Below are 22444 nucleotides of genomic sequence, written 5' to 3'. Positions count from 1 at the left end.
CCACTTAAAAATCTGCTTAAAATTATCGACCTTTAAAAATGATGAAACCTATTTTTAAGTATACCTGTTTGTTCCTGCTTGTAATGCTGACTTCCTTTTCTGGAAAAAAGACAGAAAAATTAAATATTGTTTTTATTGGCGATAGCATTACCGAAGGCAGTGCTTTATCCGATCCAAAAACAGAAGCTACGCCGGTCTATGTGGCCAAACTGCTGAGAGATCGTAAAGATATTGGTGCCGTAAATATCAGTAACAAAGGGTTTAGCGGACACACTACCGTAGATTTTTTGCCGGCTAACAACATTGATTTTCCAAAAGTACTGCAGGCTGCCGATGCCTTTGCACAAGATCAAACAGCAGTTCTGTTGTTCTCGATTATGCTGGGCACCAACGACAGCGCCATGTTTGGGCCAAACGGTTCACCTGTCCAGGCAGCTCAGTACAAAGACAATTTGAATGTCCTGATCAATACCCTGATTAAAAAATACCCCAATGCCAAATTCGTCCTGCAATACCCGCTTTGGTACAGTCCGAATACCCACAACAACGCAGGATACATGCAGGAAGGACTGGATCGCTTAAGCAGTTATTTTTCACAAATCGAATCTGTATATGCAGAGCATAAACTTATCCATCCAAATCAGGTTTATTTAGGCAATAAAGCAGTATTCAGTTTCTTTCAAAAGCAACATAAACAATTGTTTAAAGCGGAGGATGGAAAGCATGGCACCTTTTATTTGCATCCCAATGCTGAGGGATCCAAACGTCTCGCTGAATTTTGGCTGAAAGGAATTCTAAGGGCAATTAAATAATCTTTAGCCGCTCTTCTTCCAAATCTATCTGGTACAATTGCTGACGAATAATTTCTTCATCAATGGAAACGTCTTTATTGAGTTCCGACAGGTATTCCCGCTGACTATCAAGCAAGCTGACAAAAATAGCTTTCGTTTCGTCGTTCATCCAGCTGTCGTCTGCCGCCTGTGTTTTTTCTTCCCAATGCTTCAGGATTTTTTCCATGCCTGCATGGCCCTTTAGCTCATTGTCGTACTTGTTTTTGAGAAATTGATAAGCGTGTTGCTTCAAGCCTTTCTTCATTTCGCGTCTGGCCAATTCCTCTGCTTCTTCATTAATCATTCCACCAAATGCACCGATCCGTTTTATAAAAAAGGGGAGGGTAAGCCCTTGTACCACCAGTGTAAGCAAGATCACCACAAAAGTGATGAACAGGATCAGGTTGCGGTAGGGGAAAGCAGTGCCATCCGCTAAAGTGACCGGAATGGCCAGTGCCGCAGCTAAGGACACCACGCCACGCATTCCTGTCCAGCCAAGCAAAAGTGGCATGGTCAGCAGCATTCCTCCAGACCTGGCACGAGGTGCAACACCTGGCCGGAAAATAAGTGTGGCCGTCATGGCAACGTAAGAACTGATGATGCGGGCGCCAACCAATACCCCGGCTACCAGCAAGCCATAACCAATTGCGGTGCTTAAAGGGATCCCTTTCGAACGCAGTCCATCTACAATTTCCGGTAGTGCCAGCCCTATAATCAGAAAGACAATGCCATTCAGAATGAATATAAAACTTTCCCATACACTGTGGCCTTTGATGCGGCTGGCACTGTCCAGAAAAGTTAACCTTCTCGCAGACATATATAAACCCGCAGTTACCACCGCCATTACACCCGAGCTGTGAAGCTGTTCTGCAATCCAGTAGATAAAATAAGGCTCAATGAGGGTAAGTGCAATATCTGAAGGTGCATCGGTCGGTAATCTTTTATGACTCTGCACAAATATCCAGCCCAGCAGTAAACCAATGCCGACACCACCAATCACCATCCAGAGAAAACTGAGCGCGGCTTCCTGCCATATGAACTGGCCTGTGCCAACCGCTACGAGTGCAAATCGAAAGATGATCAGTGAAGAAGCATCATTCAGCAAGCTTTCACCCTCCAGGACTGCTGATGTTGATCTGGGGATTTTTACAAATTTGGTGATGGCCCCCGTGCTTACTGCATCAGGTGGCGACACAATCCCGCCCAATAAAAAGCCTAAAGCGATGGTAAATCCAGGGATCAAATGATTGGTGACCAGAGCCACAGAAAGGGCGGTGAAAAACACGACCAGGAAAGCGAAACTGCCAATGATGCGCCACCATTTTTTCATCTCTTTAAAAGAAATGGACCAGGCTGCCGAAAACAGCAAAGGTGGCAGAAATATGAAAAAGATCAGGTCCGGATCAATATTTACTGCTGGTAGTCCGGGGATAAAGCTAACCAGTAGCCCGGCAACAACCAATAGAATAGGGTACGCGATTTTAAGTTTGGCAGCCCACATATTCAACAGCACGATTGCTGCTACCATGGCCAGTAGAAAAGGTAAAATTGTATGCATAGGTAAATTACTTACTTGTCAACCTAATATAGCATATTTCCTGCCTGTTTCAGTTTAAGAATATTTGATCACCTTACTAATTCGGCAAGATGATCAATTTATCCAAAAACTAATATTTTACACGCGATAGGTCAGAGCAACGACTCCTCCCGGAAAAGCCTTTACCTCTGCCAGTTTCAGGTAAAAAGGTACTTTGCAACCTTTAAAAATTGGCAATCCAGAGCCCAAAACCACAGGATGGATGGCCAGGTGGTATTCATCGATGAGGCCCGTTGCGATGAGGCTCTGCATAAACTCCGCCCCGCCAAATGCTACAATCGGCTTCCCGGATTCAGCTTTAAGTGCGGTGATCTCTTCGGCAAGATCCCCGTCGAAAACTTTTGCCTCTGCCCAGGAGGCCGCTGCAGCTGTCTGTTGCGCAGTTCCGACATTCCCGGATTTGATGCCTTTAAATCCTTTTTTTGTGAAAAGCGCCTTTGGAATCTGGTTCATCGGTGCGGCAAAAGGCCCGGTCGCAGTGGGCCAGTAGGGGGCCATTATTTCAAACGACTTTCTGCCCATGATCAACAGGCTTGCGTCACTACTTTTCTCGACACTCCAGGCCAGAGACTCCTCGTCTCCGGTTTTGAAGATCCAATCGTTCTTGCCATTTGCATCGCATACGAAGCCATCGAGGGAAAGCGACATTTTCATTACTAACTTTCTCATAACTATAGGTTTGTATGTCAAATGTACGGCAGCCTCTCCGAACCTGCGCGTGGAGATAGCGACAATTAAGGGGGGAGATCACGTCTCAGTTCTGGTTCTCAAATGATTTTCGGAATTCCAGCGGTGTAAAGGAAGTTTTGCTCTTGAAGAGCTTGTTAAAGGACTGGGAATGCTCAAAACCTAAGAGATACGCGATTTCGCCTACACTGAGAGAAGTGACAGACAATTGCTGTTTAGCCAGTTCTATCAGCTGCTCATGGATAAATTGCTGAGCCGTTTGCCCTGTTAAGGTCTTTAGCATCGTGCTTAAATATTTCGGAGATAAGTGTAACCTTTCCGCGAAATACTGCACCGTTGGCAGGCCTTTCGCACTGGCGAGATTCTGGCCGAAATAATCGGCAAACAACAATTCCAGCTGATCCAGCATTTGGTGGCCGGCACGCTTTCGGGTAATAAACTGGCGGTTGTAAAATCGCTCAGCGTAATTGAGCAGCGTCTCCAGCTGGGAAATAATAATCCCCTGACTAAACTTGTCAATATTGGCGTGATATTCCCGCTCAATGTTACCGATGATCCCCATCAGGATATCTTCTTCCTTTTTAGATACAAAGAGGGCCTCATGAATGGCATAGCCGAAATACTCATACTTCCTTATCCCTTTAGCCAAAGCAGTATTCCAAAGGAAATCCGGATGGATGAGCAACATCCAGCCAGATTTATCGGCAGGTGTACCGGCAATCTGCTCTATGCCGAATACCTGACCAGGAGCAATAAAGAACATCACACCTTCGTCAAAGTCATAGGACTGCTGACCGTACATTACCTTGCCACCAATATTCTTTTTAAGTGCTACCAGATAGAAATCAAAGGTCCATTTGTATTCCAGGTACTCTGGCAGCATTTGGATCTCCGCATAATTCACGATGCTGATTAAAGGGTGCTCAGGAGGGCTAAGACTTCTGGTCTGATGAAATTCTTTAATGGTTTTTAATTTTTTAATTTTTCTCATGCGCTTGCCTGCTATTCCTCTTGCATTGCCTTTTATCCGAAATTAATAAATACCTGGAACATTAAACGGGTTATTTATTCCCTTTCATAGGCTTCGGCAAAGTCTTTGGCGAAGTCTTTCAGCTTCACCTTGCCTAAAGCCGGTTTGTGTTGATGGTAATCTTCGTAGAGCTTTCCGTTGCCCTGGCTTTCCTGCAGCTCCACAAAACCCCTGGCTACCTGTTCGTTAAAACCAATGCTAAGCCAGCTATTCAGCAACTGTTCGCCTGGAATAACCTGCCATTTCAGATCAGGTTTGCCGATGGCTTCTCCCAGCGCCTGAGCAATCTCATTAGGCGAAACTTCATCACTGGCCACATAACGTATGGTTTTGCCCTCAAAAGGTTTATCTACCTCTTCGGCAACAACGGCAGCAATGTCTTTCGGCGAAACCCATGGCTCTTTGACATCACCACCGTAATTCGAAATGATGGCCCCCTGGGATTTGATGTTGTGAATAGCAGAAAACAGGTTGATGTAAAAGCTTACCGGACGAATGAACTTGATCGCGATCCCGGCCGGAAGTTGTCTGAGAATGGTCTCAACATTGTGGTGGAAAAGGATGATCCCGGTCCCTTCATTGGTATGTGCGCCAATGCTGCTGAGGTGGATCAGCTGTTTCACTCCGGAGCGTTCTACAGCCGCTTTGTAATTTTCGCCGATTTTAGTAATGTCGCTGATAAAGTCAACGGATTGATCGAACATATTGCCGGCAGCTTCCATAGTTTCCATCAGGTAAACAATGTCCGCGCCTTTGAAAGTTTCTGCTAAGAAATCTACATCCTGTAAGGTCCCAATGGCTGCTGTTGCACCCAGGAGTTCAATGTCTTTCTTACGCTCGGCATTGCTGCTGATAACGGTAACGGTATGGCCATTGCCAACCAATGTTTCTGTGAGTGGCCTGCCAATGTTTCCAAGCGAGCCTGTAAGTACGATGTTCATGTTTTGCTTTTTTTGTTAAGTCAAAAGTCCGAACTAAGCGCAAGAGAAATGTAGCCAAAGGTCGCTATGTTGTAGCCAAAGGGAGGTAATAGGGCTTTGCCTTAGTAATCGGCCATAAAGAATAGTTTGTTCTTATTCTTTATGGCTGATTCACATATTTCAAGAATCGCATGATATTCTTCTTTCCCGTACGAATCCTCAGGAAGGGTGATAGATTTCAGGTGTCCGTAGAATTCTTCAACGCGATCAAATTCCACCTCGCCATCGTCTTCATTGCCCCAAACATCGTCATCATGTTCATTCGACCAGCAATATTTGTAGATGACGCTCTCCTTTGGCAGCTCTCTATAGTCGGGATACAGATATAAGATCTTGTCGAAACACACTGACCAAAATTCAAGTTCAAATACCAATTCCCCGGACGCTGTGCGCTCCCTGAAGAAAGCTTGCCGAATTTGTGCGATCGATTTTTTCTGAAAGTCGGTCACGAGGTCTATTTTTCTCATATTTTTTGGATGATGCGGGCCACTAATTTAGTGACAAAAAATCCAGTTCTGCAATCGCTACTGACTTTTTACTTCCGGCAATTGCTGTTGGCTTCAGCCTGATATACCTGGTTGATATTTCATTTTTAAAATAGTGTGTTCTGGCGGTTGGATCGTTAATCAGGTTGCCAAATTCAAAACTTTCTGCATCCTCCCAGTTTTTACCATCCTTACTGGTCTGAATGATTCCCTTTTCCACCATGCCATCAAAAAAAGCTTTGGGAGGCGTATAAATGAAGGCCGTTAACTTATGTACAACACCCAAATCTATAGACATCAGCGATGTTTCATCGTTAAATTCCGCTTGCCAGTAAGTGTCTTTGTTGGCATCAAAAGCCTTTGTTCCTTTGTTTGGTTCGCTTCCTGCATTTAAGAGTTTCCAGTCTTTTTGCAGCAGGCCAAATGTTGCTTTGGCAACACTTCCTTTATCATGATTCGCAATGGCAATGGCTTTAACCTCTGCATTAACGACCAGGATAGGGGCTGTGTATTTTTTTGAAGCAGAAGAGGGTTCGGTACCATCGGTGGTATAATAAATTTGAGTACCGGTACCCAGGTTTCCTGTAGCATCCTGTCCATGTGGTTTCCATCCAAACTCATGTTTTTTGGGCGATATGGTCACAAGGCCATTAATGTCCCTGTCGAATTGAAGTTGAGGTGGTTTTGACCGGTAGTAATGTGCCTCAATTGTGGCAATTGCCGGAACAGCCCTTGACGACAAAACTTTTAGTCTGAATCTGGAAGCCGTCACCTCTGGAAAACGGAGAATGCGCTTATAACCAATATTCGTTGCAGCAGCAATTTTCTGCCACTTATTTTCAATAAAGGCCTCCAGTACATGTTCTTCCACCCGTTCACTATGAGACGCAATCGCTTCCTGCAAAACAATTCTGTTGATGGTAACCGGACTGCCGGTCGTAATTTCTATGCTGTTTTCCGGCTTTGTCAGCAATAAATAGGTATTTAAGTTTTTATCCAGTACCTGTTTCGGGCCTTTTGCAGCAGCGAATAAATTTTTGCCATAAGTTTCCTTAATGCGTTTGCCTACTTCGGTAAGTACACCTACATCTTCCGGAGAGAATTTGCCTTCCCGGTTTGGCGGAATGTTCAATAAGAAAGTAGAATTACCGCCAACGGCTCTTTCGTAAATGTCAAACACATCATCGCTGCTCCGAACTTTCTGTTTTTCATCATCCCGGTAAAACCAGCCCTCACGTATGGAGGTATTTGTTTCCGCCTGCTGATAATGTAAATATTTCCCTTTATACAGTTCATTCCTGGTACCCAGTGATTCCTCAGTTAAATCCGGAAAATCAGTTGCAGTATTGGGATTTTCAGGATATGGAATAACATTCCATTCCGTATTTCGCGTTCCACCGGCTTCATTACCGCACCAGCGGATATCTTCTTTACCAAAAATAACTGCCTTAGGCGCCAAAGTATGGATGAGTTTTTTCCAGGCAGCATAGTTGTATTTCTGGCCACCTTTTGTCTTCGGATGAGCCCCGTCAAACCAAACTTCATCGATCGGACCATATTCTGTTAACAGTTCGAAGAGCTGGTTAAGAAAATACTCGTTGTAATCATCCACCTCAAACTCAAATTTGGTTTTGTTGGCAAAGGGTCTGCCAGCAACCGTTCCCGGAATGGTACGTTTGTTAACCTTACTTAAATTACCGTATAAGCCGCTGTCGCTCTCAATCTGGAAGAGGTCTGCGGGCGACAAGTAAATCCCTAATTTTAAGCCATATTTTTTACAGGAAGCGGACAAGGCTTTCACAATATCTCCTTTGCCATTCTGAAAACCTGTAGACATGATCCCATGATTGGTATATCGGCTTTGCCAAAGTACAAATCCGTCATGGTGTTTTGCCGTCAGGATCACCATTTTCATCCCTGCTGATTTCATCGATTGGCACCACTGATCGGTATGGAGTTCCTTTAAATCAAAAATTTTCGGGTCTTCTTTACCATTTCCCCATTCCATGCGGGTAAAAGTATTGGGACCAAAATGTATAAAGGCAATAAACTCGTTTTTTAAGGCAGCAAGCTGATTGGCGCTGGGTACTACATGGGCCGCTTTAGCTATAATAGATGCTTTTGTATCAGTGGCGGTTACAGGAATTGTATTTTGTAGGCTGATCACATTTTTTTGTGCATGTACGTTTAAATAAAATATTGCGCCGGTGAAGACGCCGATAAATATTTTTTTCATTCGGATAATTTGGTTGAATTCAAATGTACAAAAGCAAACCATATAAAAAATTGACTTAAAAGGACTTTTTTTTGCACAAATCCGACTCAACCATCCCCTGAGACTACTCATTTACATGAATAAAAGCCTATCTTGGAATAGAAAAACAAATTTCAGCGTTGTCATGCAAAGCCAGGATCATAAAGGAGATCTAAACGAAATTCAATATAAAAAACGGCTCCCCGATAAATCGATAGCAGATTTTGTGGAGTGCTTTTGGATGGTCGAAAACGCCACGGGGATCGAAAAAGAAGTGGTGGTGATGCCTGATGCCAATTTTGATCTGGTTCTTTCGAAAGATGCCGGCGAACCCTTTCAGATTTCTTTACTTGGACTGGGCACTTTGTATGGTAAGAGAGAAGTAGAGGCTAATACCAAAATGTTTTTGATCAGCTTCAAACTTTTGGCACTTGAATATTTATTCCATCGATCAATTGCAGGGCTTCTAAATGAGTTTCAGCCATTGCCGAACGATTTTTGGAACTTTGAAGAAGCCGACCTGAACGATTTTGAAGCCTTTTCAGTAAAAGCTTCCGATAAAATTAAAAGCTTAATCCCTGCCAGCATCGATCGCCGTAAAGAAAACCTGTTCGGATTAATTTATGCCTCAAATGGCGAAATGACCGTTGCCGAATTGGCTGAACAATCATTTTGGAGCAGCAGGCAGATCAACCGCTACTTTACCCAATACTTTGGTCTTTCGTTAAAAACCTATTGCAGCATCCTCCGTTTTAAAGCTTCTTTTGTACAAATTAAAAAGGGTGAACTTTTTCCTGAATTAAATTTTTCCGATCAGGCCCACTTCAGCAGGGAGGTGAAAAAGCTATCCGGTGTAAATCCAAAAGAATTGCATAGAAATGAAAACGGCCGATTTATTCAAATTTCTGCCATCAGTAAAAAGTAATTTTGTCCTGTAAATAAACAGGTAAAATCATATGTTATTAAAAAATAAAAAAGTAGCCATCATAGGGGGAGGCCCGGTAGGATTAACCCTTGCCCGACTTTTGCAGCAAAAAGGTGCAAGTGTAAAAGTATATGAACGCGATGAAAATGCAAATGCGAGGGTAACAGGAGGCACGCTGGATCTCCACAACGACACCGGACAAAAAGCCCTGGAAAAAGCCGGACTGATCGCGGCATTCTACAAAATTGCAAGACCGACAGGAGAAAGGGCAGCAAATATGGATGGTGGCATTGTTATGGAAGAGTTTCCGGACGAGGAACACTTGTACTATAGACCCGAAATTGACCGGACTGAACTGAGGAAATTGCTGCTCGACAATTTAGAGGAAGGTACCGTGGTTTGGGATAGAAAATTCCTTTCCTTGACAAAAAACAAGGAGTCCTGGGAGGTACATTTCGAGGGCAATATCACCGAAACTGCCGATCTGATCATCGGTGCCAATGGGGGAATGTGCAATTTAAGAAATTACGTGACCGATATGACCCCTCGGTATACAGGAACAATCATCATCCAGGGCGAAGTTTCAAACCCCGGTACTGCATGTCCAAACTTCAAAGAAACATCCGGACAGGGCAATTTCATGGTAATGGGCGAACAAAAAATGTTGTTCTCTCAGACCAAATCCAATGGTGCTATGAATTATTATGTTTCATTTAAAAGACCTGAAAGCTGGATAAAAGAGCATGGTTTGGATTTCAAAGACAAAGCAGCCATCGCTTCCTTTCTGAACGATTTATTAAAGAACTGGCATGACTCCTATAAAGAACTGATTCAGGCAACTGAAACCTTTACACTTTTACCGATGCGAAAAATGCCGCTCGACAAGCCCTGGTATAAAAAAGGCAATATCACCCTGATTGGGGATGCAGCGCACGTCATGCCACCATTTGCAGGAGTAGGGGTCAATATAGGTTTGCTGGACGCTTTGTATCTGGCCGAAAGTCTTACAGGCGGACAATTTGAAAGTATAGAGGAGGCCATAGAAAACTATGAGACCAAAATGTTTGAATACGCCGCTAAAGCCCAACACGAGACTACCGAAGCGGAAGCAGGAATTCATTCAGACGAAGACATCACCGAAATCATAAAAGACAGACGATAGCAGAAATGAGAATGTCCATCCTTTGCATAAGATTGTCTATTGTGTAAAGTGCCTTTGGTTGATAAGTTTGTTGTATTGCCAACCAACCAGATATATGAAAAATTTCCTTACACAATTAAGTAAGTCACTTTTAATAGTGCATCTGATCGTGTTTTCAGCCGCCGCACAGTCTAAAAATGATGCTCAGATTAACCTTTCCGGAACCTGGGCTTTTCAAATCGATTCGCTGGATAAAGGTGTTGCCGACAAATGGTACAACCTGAAATTAAGGGAGCAAATTAAGCTTCCGGGATCAATGACTACCAATGGAAAAGGCAACGAAATTACAGTAAATACACCATGGACAGGAGAGATCCTTGACAAATCCTGGTTTACCAGCAGCGAATATGCAAAATACAGACAACCTGGAAATGTTAAAATTCCCTTCTGGCTGCAACCGGAAAAGTACTATAAAGGTGCTGCCTGGTATCAGAAAACAATAGAGATCCCGACTAACTGGAAAAACAAAACGATACAACTCTTTATCGAAAGAAGCCATTGGGAAACAACAGTATGGTTAGACAATGTTCAGGTTGGAATGGAGAACAGTCTGGGAACAGCGCAGGTATTTGAAATTGGCCATAAATTAAAAGCAGGAAAACACCGGTTAACGATCAGGGTAGACAACAGGATCAAGACCTTTAACATGGGCGAGAACGCACATAGTGTGAGCGACCATACTCAGACCAACTGGAATGGAATGGTGGGAGAGTTGAGTCTCCGGGCCAGGTCAAATGTTTTCATTGCTGATGTACAGCTTTATCCGGACCTTAAAAACAACCAGGTACTTGCGAAGATTCAGCTGAACAATACCACTGGTGCTTCACAGGAAGTAACTTTAAACCTATCGGCTATTATAGACAAAAAGGGAGCCGCGAAAGGGAAATCTCTGAGCCGGAAATTACTGCTTTCTGAAAAGGAAAAGACCGTCGAGATCGTTTATCCTATGGGAGATCAATCCCTGTTATGGAATGAATTTCATCCCAATTTATACAAAATGCAGGTCAGCCTTGAACAGCAAAAACAAGGAGCATCTGATCATAAAATTATAACCTTTGGAATGCGCGAATTCAAAGCCAATGGAACACAGTTCAGCATCAATGGCAAGCCTACTTTTTTAAGAGGCGCTCTGGATTGTGCTTCTTTTCCTAAAACCGGTTATCCTCCAACCGATGTAGCAAGCTGGTTGAAGATCTTTAATACGGTAAAGGCCCACGGATTAAACCACATCAGGTTTCACTCCTGGTGCCCGCCAGAAGCCGCTTTTACGGCGGCCGATCGTCTCGGTCTGTTTTTGCAGGTCGAATCCTCTGCCTGGGCAAATGGGGGTAATGGTGCTTCAATTGGTGATGGTTTAGCCCTGGATAAATACATTTATGAGGAAAGTGAGAAAATGGTCAAAGCCTATGGCAACCATCCCTCTTTTGTAATGATGACTTATGGAAATGAGCCGGGAGGGAAAGATATGGTTAAATACCTGGTCGATTTTGTCAATTACTGGAAGGCAAAAGATCCGAGAAGAATGTATACCACCGCTGCGGGATGGCCACAAAACGATGTAAGTGACTATAACAATATGCCGGAACCAAGAATTCAGGGCTGGGGGCAGGGACTGTCGAGTATCATCAATAAAGAAGCGCCACGATCAGATTACGATTTTACAAAGATTATTTCCAACTGGAAACAGCCTACGGTTAGTCATGAAATTGGTCAGTGGTGTGTATACCCTAATTTCAGGGAAATTAAAAAATATGATGGGGTCTTAAAGCCAAAGAACTTCGAGATCTTTAGAGATAAACTGGAAGAAAACGGACTTTCTATGCTGGCGGATAGCTTTTTTATGGCCTCAGGAAAATTGCAGTCCCTGTGTTATAAGGCCGATATTGAAGCGGCACTGCGTACGCCTGGCTTTGCAGGTTTTCAACTGTTGGGTTTAAATGATTTTCCTGGTCAGGGAACAGCGTTGGTTGGCGTTTTAGATCCATTCTGGGAACCGAAACCTTATATTAATGCGTCTGAATATAGCCGGTTTTGTGCGCCTGTAGTCCTGCTGGCGAGGTTGCCGAAAATGGTTTATACCAATAATGAAGAATTCATTGTTCCATTAGAAATCGCCAACTTCAGTGATGCGCCTATAAAAGATATTGTCAGCTGGAGTATCGAGTCTGAAAGCGGAGTCCGGTTATTTAACGGAAGCTTTAAAAATGAGACAATCGCGATGGGAAATGCCATAAAGTTAGGAACCATCCGGCAGTCGCTCGGAGCAATTAAAAAAGCACAACGTGTCATTTTGAAAGCAACAGTATCAAACCATACCAATACATGGGACATCTTTGTTTATCCGGAAGAACGATCTGAAACCTATAAAGAAATCATGCTGACCCAGGAGCTGGATACTAAGGCAATTGAAACACTAAATCAGGGCGGGAAGGTATTGCTCACGCTTAAAAAAGGATCGGTTAAGCCAGAAATGGGAGGTGATATTAAAATCGGATTCTCTACTATATTCTGGAATACGGCATGGACTAAAAGTCAGCCTCCAACAACGATGGGAATTCTATGTGATCCAAAACACCCGGCATTGGCAGAGTTTCCTACACAGTACCATTCCAACTGGCAATGGTGGGATGCAATGACACATTCAAATGCCATCAAGCTTAGCGCGATAGGAAAAGACATCAAACCAATTGTAAGGGTTATCGACGACTGGGTAACGGCGCGTTCCCTGGGTTTGGTCTTTGAATGTAATGTTGGAAAGGGCAAATTGCTGGTTTCGGCGATAGACCTGCTAACGGACCAGGACAAACGCCCGGAAGCCCGTCAGCTGCGCTACAGCCTGGAAAAATACATGGCCGGGGCTGCATTTAAACCAGGGACTGCTGTTGATTTGACAAAGATTCAGCAATTGATAAATGAATAACGATGCTTGTGATTGGTAAAGCAGATGCCATAAGTACGAAGCAGGCAGACGAAACTTAAAATAGAATCTATATCTGGTATAAAAACACCCATTGCCTGGCGCTGGTCATGCCAGGTGTTTTCTCAAATACCTGGCAGTTTCGGAGTTTTTATCTTTTAATAATTGCGCTACTGTCCCTTCAAAAACCAACTTTCCGCCATATTTGCCTGCACCAGGACCAATGTCAATAATCCAGTCCGCTTGCGAAATAATGTCAAGATTATGTTCAATAACCAGGAGTGTATTGCCCTCATCTACCAACTTATTTAAAATACGCATCAACCTTTCTGTGTCCGATGGATGCAATCCTGTACTTGGCTCATCCAACACCAGCACATTTTCTCCACCCTTCAATTCCCTGCTGAGTTTTAGCCGCTGCATTTCTCCCCCTGAGAATGAATTAAGGCGTTGTCCCAATTTCAAATAACTTAAGCCTAATTCTGAGAGCAGGCTGAAATACGCCAGAAAATCAGGTTCTTCAAAAAAGGCTTCCGCTTCTTCTACCGTTAAGCTCATGACCTCGGCAATATTTTTATGCTTAAATTTATATTTTAAAACAGCGGGGTTAAATCCAGTTCCATGGCATACTTCACAAGGTAGCTCAATATCATCCATAAATGCCAGGTCAATTTTTTCCGTACCGAGCCCTTTACAGTTCGGACAAGCACCCTTGCTATTACTGCTGAAAAACTGGTTGCCCGTCTGATTGGCATCTGCAAATAGCTTTCTTATTTTATCCGAAATTCCCAAATAAGTCAGCAGCGTAGATCTTGAATGTCCTGCAACAGGAGACTGATCAATAATGATAACTTCAGGAAACTGAACTGGCAAAACCCTGCTGATCAGGGTACTCTTACCAGATCCCGCAATACCTGTAACCACTGATAACACCCGCTTAGGGATTTCAACAGAAATATTTTTTAAATTATACAAATTCGCATTTTCAATTTTTATGGATCCAATCCCTTTACGTGGATTCATTTTGTAGCTGCGTGCGGTCGAAAAATATTTGCCGGTCTTGCCTTCTGAAGTCTTGAGATTCTTGAAATTACCCTGATAAATGATCTCGCCGCCATGGATACCTGAAAATGGACCCATGTCAACAATATGATCGGCAATCTTGATGATGTCAGGGTCATGCTCCACAATAAGTACCGTATTTCCCTTTTCTTTTATTTGTTTGATGATTTGGGAAATATGGTCCAGATCTTTTGCATGAAGTCCAATGCTCGGTTCATCGAATATATATAACAGGTCTTCCAGACTGTTTCCCAAATGCCTGACCATTTTGATGCGCTGTGATTCTCCGCCCGACAAAGAATTGGTTGCTCTGTCTAATGTAAGGTATTGAAGCCCAATGGTAATTACATTTTCAAGCTTTTTTTTAAGTTCATTTAATATCGTTTCAAATGCCTTTGAGGAGAGCGACTGTACAAATTCCAGCAGTTCTTCCATCGGAAGCGCTGCACATTGAGCGATATCTTTTCCGGCTATCTTACAGGAAAGTACTTTTTTGTTTAACCTTTTGCCCTTACAATCCGGGCAAGTTCCTGATGTGATGATCTTTTGCAGGTCCTTTTGCCTCCTTTGATGTTCTTTGGATTCCTTCTTTAAAAAGTCGTTCTCTATTCTTCTCATTAGCCCGATGTAGCGCATCGTCTTTCCCCATGATTTATCCGGATGTTCGGGCTTGTGTTCCTCTGCATGGAGGAGTAGTTCCCATTCTTCCTTTGTGAAATCTTTAAGTTTCTTTTCCCCGTCAAAGTAGCCCGAAAGGACATATCTCAACCACCTGTAGCCTCCGGGCTGAAATGTCGGAAATAAAATAGCGCCTTCATTCAAAGACTTGTTTTTATCCAGAAGCTGGTTAATATCTATCGTACTGACGTAGCCCAGGCCTTCACAAACCGGGCACATTCCCTGGGGATTATTGAAGGAAAATACACTGGAATAGCCGACAAAGGGTTTTCCAAGTCTCGAAAATAGCAGTCGTAAGGATGCCTGGATATCAGTGGCTGTTCCTACGGTTGACCTTGCATTTCCTCCAAGCCGCTTTTGGTTAATAATTACAGGCACATTTAAGTGTTCAATTTTATCGACATCTGCAACGCCAATATGATTTAAACGGTTTCGTGTGAAGCTGTTTTGCGTTTCGTTGATCTGACGCTGTGCTTCAGCGCCGATGGTTTCAAATACAAGTGAGGACTTTCCGGAACCTGAAACACCGGTAAATACGGTGATCAGGTTCTTAGGTATTTCTAATGAAATATTTTTCAGGTTATTCTGACGGGCACCAAATATTTTTATTGTTCTCATACCGGATTTTTAAATTTGTTACGTGCATACACGCTGCAAAAATAGTTCCGGCCTGTGACAACGGTATGTCAGGGGATAAAAAGAATGGCTGCTGGAAGGACTTTATTTGGACAATGTTACGCGTTTACTGTAACGGAAGTTTGATGATCCGGATATTATCGTGATAAGCAATCCGCGTAAGGCCTTCCTGGGTTACATAAACACCCCATTTGATGTAACCTTTGTTGCCTACAGCCACATTTCCGTCAAAAGTGCGGTAGTTGTTTTTTTCATCTACGAGTACATAGCTGCTTTGTCCTGGCAGTTTCATATACGTTTTCATATACCCTGTAGCATTATCGGCCCATAAAACATCTACCCTAAAATGCATCCATTGATTTTTATACAGCTGCAGATTAGGTATAATATCTTTTATCGAAGAGGAGCCTGTATACCTTAGGCGCATTGCATTTCTTGCTGTACGAAACTGAAGGGGGACACCGGATCCGCTGGTTGAATTGCCGGATACTTTTAGCTGAAAAACAGTGGTTTCGTGTGTAGGTCCGGAAACCCATGGCGTCCAGTCTTTCAACAATACACTAAACTCATATCGACGTTCATCTCCAGGGAAAAATTGGGCAGCCGGTATGGCTACCGCATCGCTTTCACTTCTAATGGCTTCATCCGATAAATAAGCAGGATCGCCATAAACAATTTTGTGTGCGATGGCGTAATTGCTGCCATTTTCTGCTGGCGTAATCATATAAGCGGCATCGGCCGCCTGGGCATGTGTGGCCGTTACACCGGTAATGCCAGAGCTTGATGTTCCGTTTTCATAGTTTACATCCAGAAGGACATCGCCGTTGTTAAATGTTGAAGTTTGGCCATTAGTGGCTTGGTTCCTGGCTAAATTGCCATCTTCTGCCTGAACCGGATTTCTTAGTTCAGTCTCGTTTTTGCTGCAGGCGGTTGCGAAAAATAACAGGCCAATAGCCAAATACTTTTGGAGATTAATTTGTGTTCTTTTCATGGTGATTATTTTGGTTAGAAATTGGTTGCTTTACTTCTAAATCACCACTAAAGAAATCCTGTGTCTGATGAAGCAGGTTTTGGACGGAATCTTTATTAGTTCTTTACATTAGTTTGTACTGCTAAAATTAGGGCATTAGGAAATTAATCACTTTTGATTGCGATCATAATTGTTTGGAAATCGGTTAGAATTTAATTTTTTGCTAGCCGCAGGCGAGGGAAATGGCCGGAATTTCTAAGGGTCGGGAATAACTATTTTAAGCAATTTCAATCTTGTATGATTCAAAACAAGGCAGAGTTTCCCTTTCTTAGCTCTTTTTTTGTGAAAAACATTTAAATTAATGGATATTTGAGTCAGAAAATTTATGCTGTCAGATAAGAGAACAAATTCGCCCGGGCATGAGACTGATTCTGAAATTCTCTATGAGAAATTAAGAATCAGTGATCAGCAATTTAGAGGAGCATTTGAACATGCCCCGATTGGTATGGCCATCGTTGGTCTCGATGGGAAGTGGATCCAGGTCAACAAGAGTTTGTCTAAGATGTTAGGTTACAGACCTGCCGAGTTGATGAGGATTACCTTTCAGGATCTGACCCATCCGGAAGACCTCAATAAAGATTTGAACGCTTTAAATAAATTGGTCAACGGGAAGAAAGATACTTATGAAATGGAGAAAAGATATTTTCATAAGGATGGAAGTACCATTTATGCCATCTTATCTGTTTCAATCGTTCGTGATCAATTTGGAGAACCTTTGCATTTTGTTTCCCAAATCATTGACATTACCAATAGGAAAAAGACAGAAGATCATGTGAAAATGATATTTGAGGTCACCAATGATCAAAATAAGCGACTGATGAATTTTGCACAGATTGTCTCGCATAATCTTAGATCCCACTCTGGTAACCTAAATATGCTGATAGACTTCATGAAGACAGAACGGGATGAAAATGCACGGACAGAATTATTGTCTATGTTTGAGCAGGCTACATCAAATTTGGAAGCGACTATTTCTCATTTAGCGGAGGTAGTATCCATGAACCATAGTCTTAATGATGGGTTCAAAGTTGCAAATCTAAAAACTGTGGTAGACAACACCGTTGGTAACGTACATGCATTACTTAAAAAGGTGGATGGAAGATGCCAAATTGAATTGAATCCTGATTCATTGGTAAATGTTATACCAGCATATCTGGACAGTACTATTCTTAATTTACTGACCAATGCCATCAAATACAGATCTGATGAAAGAAGGTTACTCATTTCCATTACAGAAGAAAAAGAAGATAACTTCGTACTGCTTTCTATCAGGGATAATGGATCAGGCATTGACCTTGAGAAAAATGGAAATAAGATTTTTGGGATGTATAAAACTTTTCATGCCAATAAAGATGCAAGAGGGATCGGCTTGTTTATTACCAAAAATCAGGTTGAAGCAATGGGAGGTAAGATTCTTGTAGAAAGTGTTTTGGGACAGGGAAGCACTTTTAAGGTTTATTTTAGATGTGATTCATCTGGTTAACGATTATAAAGCCTATTCTCATAGACAGTGGGCAGGGGAAAGATAGGTGGCATTCAAGTTAATTCTTGATGCCACCTTTGTCATAATTGGTTCCTATCGCTTGGACTTTGGCGTAAAATCAAATGTTGTGATTACTTTCTTAATTACGTCCTGCAGATCTGCTTCTGCTTTTGCTAATTCCTCTTTAGCCTGTTCAACTATTTTTACCCGACTTTCCAGAATATACCCAGGATATAGACGGGTAACAGAAGGGTAGTTTTCCAATCCAAGATTTGTGTAAGTGACTTTCTCATCAGAGTTCAGAAACTCCTTTGGAGTATAAAGTTTCTTGGTTAAAATTGATTGGATAAGGCATCCACTTGCGTGCGCCTGTAATGATATCTTCAATCGATCCTCATAAAACGGATCATTTACTTTTGTTTTTTTCTCCCCCGAGGCCATAACATAAAAATTTAGACCACAATAATACTAAAAATATTAGCAAATACATCAAATATTTGATCATTTAACCTGGGGTGATTCGTTTTGTGATTTTTGATTAATCCTTTATCTAAAATATAGGTGAAATGAGAGCAGTATTCCTTTGCAATATGCTTTCGGCAATCGATTCCGGGATTAAGGTGCTTTATTTATCTATGACGAGCCCGTTGAAGGAAAGAGTTTCCCCTGGATACGGATCTGGAAGTTCAGAAGAGCTGATATTTGGATTTACAATACTTAGTATTCCATTGTCATCGACAAATAGCCCTGAATAATAGGTGGAATCGCCAACTCGTACGATGTTTCTGCGTTTGGATTCGTGCAGTGCTACCATCCAGAATATGGGAGCCGGATCATTAAGTCTATTTTTTGCTTCAGCATATATTTTGTCCCAATCGTTGCCTACTTTGGAAAGAAGGAATTTAAACAGGGGAGTATAGTCGTATCCGTATTTGCCGCTTGTCATGGATTTGTGGTTGCGGTCATCATTCAGGAACGCTTTGCTACGTCGCTGATAGCGGTATTCACTGCCGGTTGATACATTGTATTTATTGGATAGGGATACTTTGTTTTCTTTGCGGTAAAGTGGTTTGAAGCTGTTGTTCATTGTATGGATCCTCGCTGACTTGGCTCGAATAAAGATAGGAAAATAGATGATGCTTTGTTGTGCAGATTTAATTTTGCGATTTCAGTCCGGTTATATGATCTTACAACCGGTGATCTAAATTCCTTGCAGATGAGTTTTTTTTATTATTAAGATAGTAATTTTCTTTAAGTTTGGCTTCATGATGTAGAATTCCTAATTTAGCCCATGTCAGATCTGAACAAATGGTTTTATATTCTTAAAAATATGAGCCAAATGGATCAGATACCACTGTACCTCAATAAAGGAATCTTTCAAAAATTATTTAAAATTGCAGAGGTGAGTAAATTAACAGAAGAGCAACGGAAAATTTATGAATCCAACTTAAAGGCAAAGTGGGATTATGAGAATAGTATTGATTTCGCGAGAAAAGAGGCAGGGAAACAGGCTCGGATTGAAGGATTAGAGGAAGGGGAGCAAAAAGGACAACTGGAGGGACGACTAGAAGAAAGATTGGCTATTGCTCTTAAATTAAAGGAAACAGGAATGTCGGTTGATCAAATTTTCGAAATCACAGAGCTTTCTATTGAAGAAATTGAGAAACTATAATTTTGTCTCACGAAGCATGGACAGGTAACTTTTTACATAAATCAAAAAATTGTGGAAGCAGTAAGAATAAAATCAGATATAATTGAAGCTAAGGAGTTTAATCATATAAATGCCTACCTGGCTAACTGGGATTTAAGTCCTGTAGAAGGGAAGGCGCTGTATGCCGGCGCAATGAATAGAGCTTATGCCCATCTAAAAATAAAAATGTATAAATCCCTGAATAATGATAGTAACGTGATCTGGAACGTGCCGGAAATAGAATTGCCTATAGAATTTAGGTCCACGATTGTTGCGGGTCTAAGCTTTTTCCTGAATTATTTAGAAGGGATAAAAGGGCAATCTATATTATTAACTTTCGAGATTAATGATGGAGGCTATCATGCTGTAGATTCAGAGTTGGCAGGTTTTAACCGTGTTACGACTCGTGCAATCATTAGTTGCTTTGATCCGGATCATTTTGAATTTAAAGCCCACCGGGTATTCAGACAGACCTCTTTCAGAGGGTATAATGCCGAATTTTGATCTGGTTATACTATTTAGTTAAAATATTCATTATAGGTTTCCTATAGGCTTGATCTTTTTCTGATATTTCTATGATTCCTTCCTGAAGGTTTAAGTTCAAGTATATTTCAGGAACATCGGTTTCAGTTTCAAAGAATAGTTTAAATTTATAACCACCTGCAGTATTAAGATTAGCGATGTCTTTGTTTAAGGAAAATGCAGTCGTTGCTGTTACTCGCTTTGTAAATGGCTTGGACGTATCGACCGCGTATAGATTGCTTAATGCCTTTACAAATTCATTACTTTCTTTACCAATAGAAAAAAATGTTACGGGTTTTTTAACAAACCCCGTATTACTGATCTCACCGTCTTTTGTTATACCTGCAGGCATATCAGATTTAACTTCAATCTGTATTCCTACTGTTTTACCTTTATAAAGACCTTTTGCAAGGTAGATGTGCGTACTATCTGTTGGTTTATCGGATAATATTTTTAGAGAAATGTCTCTAAATCCTTCTGAAGTATCAGTTCTAAAGGTAATTTCTTCTAGTTTGTTATTTTGAGTTGTTTTTTCAGATTGACAACTAAATATTGAGGCTGTAAAACTAATAATGAGTATGATTTTAATATAATTGAATGACATATAAATAGCTTGGTTTAGTAGGCAAATTCAAGCCTGTTTTTAACATGTTTACTTTCCTCTTCTCTTAATTCCTGATTGGTCATGATTTCATGTTCTTTGTCTTTTTGAATAACTTTAAACCAACTTATTGCGGGAATCATTCCATTAGAGTGTAATTCAAGTCTAATCACAAACTCATCTTTAGGTTTCCTATGGTTATTGATATATTGACTAAGCACAGCTGGAGTAACATCCACTTCTTCTGCAAATTGTTTGTCTTTTTTATCCTGTCTGCTCACATACTCATTTAGGAAATATCCAAAATTGAGTGCCTCCTTATATTGATCGCTATTTACGTAGTCTTCCAGTTGAAATTTCAATTGCAGCAACCTGGAGTACATCTTTTGTATGGGAGTACGATTTTCAAATTGTTTTCGACGAGCTGTCCAAAAGTCACTATCTTCTTTTTTTTCCTTCGCAGTCAGAACTTTATCGGAAGGGAAGACAAAAGCATCAGCAAGTTCTTCTTCTGTAAACTTTGAAAAAGTTGTTTCTTGAATTTCTTTTCTGTTTTTTTTAATCTTCATAATATTCCTTAATTAATTTTAGTGAATTTTCCCCTTCTGTGATCAGATACAGCTTAGTTGATCTGAATCCATATTTCTTTATATAATGCGCCTCCAGCTTTGTTTTTGGTTTTAAACAGACAAAACCATCAAAGCCTCTTTTAAATGCTTCCTTACATGCAAAAGCAATGAGACAGCCAGCAATACGGCTATATTTCTTCGATTTGCCAATATTCTGTTTGGATGATGCGAGGAGTCTGATTTCCAAAGCATAATCATCTGATCTTTCATCCAGTGAAAGTAATCCAATTGGTTCATCGTTTTCCTCTACGGTCAGCTTGTAAACATTGAAAAGCTTTTCTTTATTCCAGTTGAAATCAAATTGTTTCGTTTTATTAATCAGTGAAATTTCAATCGTATCAATTTTAGCTATGGTTACGAATTGCTTTTCACGTATGCTGTTCTTTAATACGTGCATCGCCTATCAAATATACATAGAAGTTTACCAAAAATGTAAACAATTCTTTCTGAATTGTTGGTCAAAATGTGAGAAATGGCCGGAATTTCTTCCGGCCAGAATAACTATCACAGTCAGTTTTAATCTTGTGCCAGGCTTCGGGTTAATCAAACAATTCAGGATGATATTGATTGATGTAAGCCATTGCTTTTGTTTCATAGACCACATAGATTGATTCCATTAATTTCTCCAGATACTCATTAATTTCCAAAATCACAGGGCCTATTTCTTCGTTTTTTACTATACTGCTTTCTTCCCTTGAACTGATCAGTAGCTGATCCAGAATGTCGTACCACTCCGTTAAACTCCTAAATTCAAAAAGCTCCTCAAAGAAAATCTTAACGTCATTGATTTCGGTTCCTACCAGCGTGCGGAGGTATAGGTTTGGACAGCTTAAAACCTGTTCATCTTCCAGATGATAGCCAAAGCAGTTTTTATCAGGTCTGTGCGCAGGATGGTCTGTTTCTATACTTAGGTTTTCCTCGCTGGTATATAGAATGTGCGCAATTTCCAATAGTTTAATGCATTGATGGTGGAGCAGTTCAAATTCGTCCGGGTCTCCAAATTGATCATTCGACAATGAACATGCTGTTTTAATCCAATTGTATACCTCAATCCGGAAATCTTCGATATATGCATCAAGGATCCAGAATTTACCAATACAATACATTGGGAAGTCGATCTCATAACTGGTTAGTTGTCTGAAGTTTGTTTCTGCTAAAGTTGTTGTTGCTGTTTTCATGTTATTGTTTTTTTATGTGAGTGGATAAA

General features: G+C 41.3%; 21 protein-coding genes. 7 read left to right on the top strand and 14 right to left on the bottom strand.

Features of this window, described 5'->3' with window-relative positions; translation table 11 throughout:
• Positions 1–38: 38 nt before the first annotated feature.
• Positions 39–812 carry a GDSL-type esterase/lipase family protein gene (locus DBR43_RS14975; protein WP_124582193.1) on the top strand — a complete coding sequence of 258 codons (774 nt, stop codon included), beginning with the start codon at positions 39–41 and terminating at the stop codon, positions 810–812.
• Here the strand turns inward: DBR43_RS14975 and DBR43_RS14970 are convergent.
• The 6 genes from DBR43_RS14970 to DBR43_RS14945 all read right to left on the bottom strand — a co-directional run bounded on the left by DBR43_RS14970 (position 805) and on the right by DBR43_RS14945 (position 7845).
• Complete coding sequence (locus tag DBR43_RS14970; RefSeq protein ID WP_124582191.1) at positions 805–2388, bottom strand: Na+/H+ antiporter; 1584 nt, start codon at positions 2386–2388, stop codon at positions 805–807. The two genes, DBR43_RS14975 and DBR43_RS14970, sit on opposite strands and share 8 nt — an antisense overlap.
• A 117-nt stretch (positions 2389–2505) precedes the next feature.
• Positions 2506–3096 (bottom strand): dihydrofolate reductase family protein, encoded by a 591-nt coding sequence (locus DBR43_RS14965; protein WP_124582189.1) that lies wholly within the window; start codon positions 3094–3096, stop codon positions 2506–2508.
• A gap of 85 nt (positions 3097–3181) precedes the next feature.
• The gene (locus DBR43_RS14960; protein ID WP_124582187.1) at positions 3182–4105 is read right to left on the bottom strand and encodes a helix-turn-helix domain-containing protein; all 924 of its coding nucleotides are present in this window, start codon (positions 4103–4105) and stop codon (positions 3182–3184) included.
• A 74-nt stretch (positions 4106–4179) separates the two neighbouring features.
• Positions 4180–5085 (bottom strand): NmrA family NAD(P)-binding protein, encoded by a 906-nt coding sequence (locus DBR43_RS14955; RefSeq protein ID WP_124582185.1) that lies wholly within the window; start codon positions 5083–5085, stop codon positions 4180–4182.
• A gap of 101 nt (positions 5086–5186) precedes the next feature.
• Positions 5187–5591, bottom strand: coding sequence for a hypothetical protein (locus DBR43_RS14950; RefSeq protein WP_124582183.1), 405 nt, complete (start codon positions 5589–5591; stop codon positions 5187–5189).
• 22 nt (positions 5592–5613) lie between these two features.
• Positions 5614–7845, bottom strand: coding sequence for an alpha-L-fucosidase (locus DBR43_RS14945; protein WP_124582181.1), 2232 nt, complete (start codon positions 7843–7845; stop codon positions 5614–5616).
• Positions 7846–8008: 163 nt separating this feature from the next.
• On the opposite strand from DBR43_RS14945, the gene DBR43_RS14940 reads away from it, so the two are divergent.
• The 3 genes from DBR43_RS14940 (at position 8009) to DBR43_RS14930 (ending at position 12909) form a co-directional block, all read left to right on the top strand.
• On the top strand, positions 8009–8788 hold the full coding sequence (locus DBR43_RS14940) for a helix-turn-helix domain-containing protein (protein WP_124582179.1): 780 nt from the start codon (positions 8009–8011) through the stop codon (positions 8786–8788).
• Positions 8789–8819: 31 nt separating this feature from the next.
• Positions 8820–9950: an FAD-dependent oxidoreductase gene (locus tag DBR43_RS14935; RefSeq protein WP_124582177.1), complete on the top strand. Its 1131-nt coding sequence runs from the start codon at positions 8820–8822 to the stop codon at positions 9948–9950.
• 94 nt (positions 9951–10044) lie between these two features.
• Complete coding sequence (locus DBR43_RS14930) at positions 10045–12909, top strand: sugar-binding domain-containing protein (protein WP_124582175.1); 2865 nt, start codon at positions 10045–10047, stop codon at positions 12907–12909.
• A 105-nt stretch (positions 12910–13014) separates the two neighbouring features.
• Here the strand turns inward: DBR43_RS14930 and DBR43_RS14925 are convergent, their stop codons facing one another.
• Complete coding sequence (locus DBR43_RS14925) at positions 13015–15264, bottom strand: ATP-binding cassette domain-containing protein (protein ID WP_124582173.1); 2250 nt, start codon at positions 15262–15264, stop codon at positions 13015–13017.
• Positions 15265–15388: 124 nt separating this feature from the next.
• On the bottom strand, positions 15389–16273 hold the full coding sequence (locus DBR43_RS14920; RefSeq protein ID WP_124582171.1) for a heparin lyase I family protein: 885 nt from the start codon (positions 16271–16273) through the stop codon (positions 15389–15391).
• A gap of 364 nt (positions 16274–16637) precedes the next feature.
• On the opposite strand from DBR43_RS14920, the gene DBR43_RS14915 reads away from it, so the two are divergent.
• Positions 16638–17795: a sensor histidine kinase gene (locus DBR43_RS14915; RefSeq protein ID WP_124582169.1), complete on the top strand. Its 1158-nt coding sequence runs from the start codon at positions 16638–16640 to the stop codon at positions 17793–17795.
• Between the two features lie 93 nt (positions 17796–17888).
• Here DBR43_RS14915 and DBR43_RS14910 read toward each other — a convergent pair whose 3' ends face one another.
• Both DBR43_RS14910 and DBR43_RS14905 read right to left on the bottom strand, forming a co-directional pair.
• Positions 17889–18236, bottom strand: coding sequence for a hypothetical protein (locus tag DBR43_RS14910; protein ID WP_124582167.1), 348 nt, complete (start codon positions 18234–18236; stop codon positions 17889–17891).
• Positions 18237–18420: 184 nt separating this feature from the next.
• Positions 18421–18882, bottom strand: coding sequence for a hypothetical protein (locus DBR43_RS14905; RefSeq protein WP_124582165.1), 462 nt, complete (start codon positions 18880–18882; stop codon positions 18421–18423).
• A gap of 204 nt (positions 18883–19086) precedes the next feature.
• On the opposite strand from DBR43_RS14905, the gene DBR43_RS14900 reads away from it, so the two are divergent.
• Together DBR43_RS14900 and DBR43_RS14895 are read left to right on the top strand one after the other, a co-directional pair.
• On the top strand, positions 19087–19467 hold the full coding sequence (locus DBR43_RS14900; protein WP_124582163.1) for a PD-(D/E)XK nuclease family transposase: 381 nt from the start codon (positions 19087–19089) through the stop codon (positions 19465–19467).
• A gap of 51 nt (positions 19468–19518) precedes the next feature.
• Positions 19519–19989 (top strand): hypothetical protein, encoded by a 471-nt coding sequence (locus DBR43_RS14895; protein WP_124582161.1) that lies wholly within the window; start codon positions 19519–19521, stop codon positions 19987–19989.
• Positions 19990–19999: 10 nt separating this feature from the next.
• On the opposite strand, the gene DBR43_RS14890 is transcribed toward DBR43_RS14895, so the two are convergent.
• The 4 genes from DBR43_RS14890 to DBR43_RS14875 form a co-directional block, all read right to left on the bottom strand.
• A complete protein-coding gene (locus tag DBR43_RS14890) occupies positions 20000–20611 on the bottom strand; it encodes a hypothetical protein (RefSeq protein ID WP_124582159.1) in 612 nt (203 codons plus the stop codon).
• Between the two features lie 14 nt (positions 20612–20625).
• Complete coding sequence (locus DBR43_RS14885; protein WP_124582157.1) at positions 20626–21177, bottom strand: helix-turn-helix domain-containing protein; 552 nt, start codon at positions 21175–21177, stop codon at positions 20626–20628.
• Positions 21167–21634 carry a hypothetical protein gene (locus DBR43_RS14880; protein WP_124582155.1) on the bottom strand — a complete coding sequence of 156 codons (468 nt, stop codon included), beginning with the start codon at positions 21632–21634 and terminating at the stop codon, positions 21167–21169. Before DBR43_RS14880 ends, DBR43_RS14885 begins: the two co-directional genes overlap by 11 nt.
• 142 nt (positions 21635–21776) lie before the next feature.
• Positions 21777–22415: a hypothetical protein gene (locus tag DBR43_RS14875; protein ID WP_124582153.1), complete on the bottom strand. Its 639-nt coding sequence runs from the start codon at positions 22413–22415 to the stop codon at positions 21777–21779.
• Between the last annotated feature and the right edge of the window lie 29 nt (positions 22416–22444).

The organism is Pedobacter sp. KBW06, assembly GCF_003852525.1.
In the GTDB taxonomy this organism is placed as follows: domain Bacteria; phylum Bacteroidota; class Bacteroidia; order Sphingobacteriales; family Sphingobacteriaceae; genus Pedobacter.
This window is presented reverse-complemented; position numbering and strand designations above follow the sequence as displayed.

What these genes read in the sequence shown, in the direction of transcription:
- DBR43_RS14960 (WP_124582187.1), bottom strand. Translation starts at nt 4,105, where the DNA reads ATGAGAAAAATTAAAAAATTAAAAACCATTAAAGAATTTCATCAGACC.
- DBR43_RS14975 (WP_124582193.1), top strand. Translation starts at nt 39, where the DNA reads ATGATGAAACCTATTTTTAAGTATACCTGTTTGTTCCTGCTTGTAATG.
- DBR43_RS14905 (WP_124582165.1), bottom strand. Translation starts at nt 18,882, where the DNA reads ATGAACAACAGCTTCAAACCACTTTACCGCAAAGAAAACAAAGTATCC.
- DBR43_RS14910 (WP_124582167.1), bottom strand. Translation starts at nt 18,236, where the DNA reads ATGGCCTCGGGGGAGAAAAAAACAAAAGTAAATGATCCGTTTTATGAG.
- DBR43_RS14890 (WP_124582159.1), bottom strand. Translation starts at nt 20,611, where the DNA reads ATGTCATTCAATTATATTAAAATCATACTCATTATTAGTTTTACAGCC.
- DBR43_RS14970 (WP_124582191.1), bottom strand. Translation starts at nt 2,388, where the DNA reads ATGCATACAATTTTACCTTTTCTACTGGCCATGGTAGCAGCAATCGTG.
- DBR43_RS14925 (WP_124582173.1), bottom strand. Translation starts at nt 15,264, where the DNA reads ATGAGAACAATAAAAATATTTGGTGCCCGTCAGAATAACCTGAAAAAT.
- DBR43_RS14950 (WP_124582183.1), bottom strand. Translation starts at nt 5,591, where the DNA reads ATGAGAAAAATAGACCTCGTGACCGACTTTCAGAAAAAATCGATCGCA.
- DBR43_RS14930 (WP_124582175.1), top strand. Translation starts at nt 10,045, where the DNA reads ATGAAAAATTTCCTTACACAATTAAGTAAGTCACTTTTAATAGTGCAT.
- DBR43_RS14900 (WP_124582163.1), top strand. Translation starts at nt 19,087, where the DNA reads ATGTCAGATCTGAACAAATGGTTTTATATTCTTAAAAATATGAGCCAA.
- DBR43_RS14945 (WP_124582181.1), bottom strand. Translation starts at nt 7,845, where the DNA reads ATGAAAAAAATATTTATCGGCGTCTTCACCGGCGCAATATTTTATTTA.
- DBR43_RS14940 (WP_124582179.1), top strand. Translation starts at nt 8,009, where the DNA reads ATGCAAAGCCAGGATCATAAAGGAGATCTAAACGAAATTCAATATAAA.
- DBR43_RS14915 (WP_124582169.1), top strand. Translation starts at nt 16,638, where the DNA reads ATGCTGTCAGATAAGAGAACAAATTCGCCCGGGCATGAGACTGATTCT.
- DBR43_RS14875 (WP_124582153.1), bottom strand. Translation starts at nt 22,415, where the DNA reads ATGAAAACAGCAACAACAACTTTAGCAGAAACAAACTTCAGACAACTA.
- DBR43_RS14935 (WP_124582177.1), top strand. Translation starts at nt 8,820, where the DNA reads ATGTTATTAAAAAATAAAAAAGTAGCCATCATAGGGGGAGGCCCGGTA.
- DBR43_RS14880 (WP_124582155.1), bottom strand. Translation starts at nt 21,634, where the DNA reads ATGCACGTATTAAAGAACAGCATACGTGAAAAGCAATTCGTAACCATA.
- DBR43_RS14920 (WP_124582171.1), bottom strand. Translation starts at nt 16,273, where the DNA reads ATGAAAAGAACACAAATTAATCTCCAAAAGTATTTGGCTATTGGCCTG.
- DBR43_RS14885 (WP_124582157.1), bottom strand. Translation starts at nt 21,177, where the DNA reads ATGAAGATTAAAAAAAACAGAAAAGAAATTCAAGAAACAACTTTTTCA.
- DBR43_RS14965 (WP_124582189.1), bottom strand. Translation starts at nt 3,096, where the DNA reads ATGAGAAAGTTAGTAATGAAAATGTCGCTTTCCCTCGATGGCTTCGTA.
- DBR43_RS14955 (WP_124582185.1), bottom strand. Translation starts at nt 5,085, where the DNA reads ATGAACATCGTACTTACAGGCTCGCTTGGAAACATTGGCAGGCCACTC.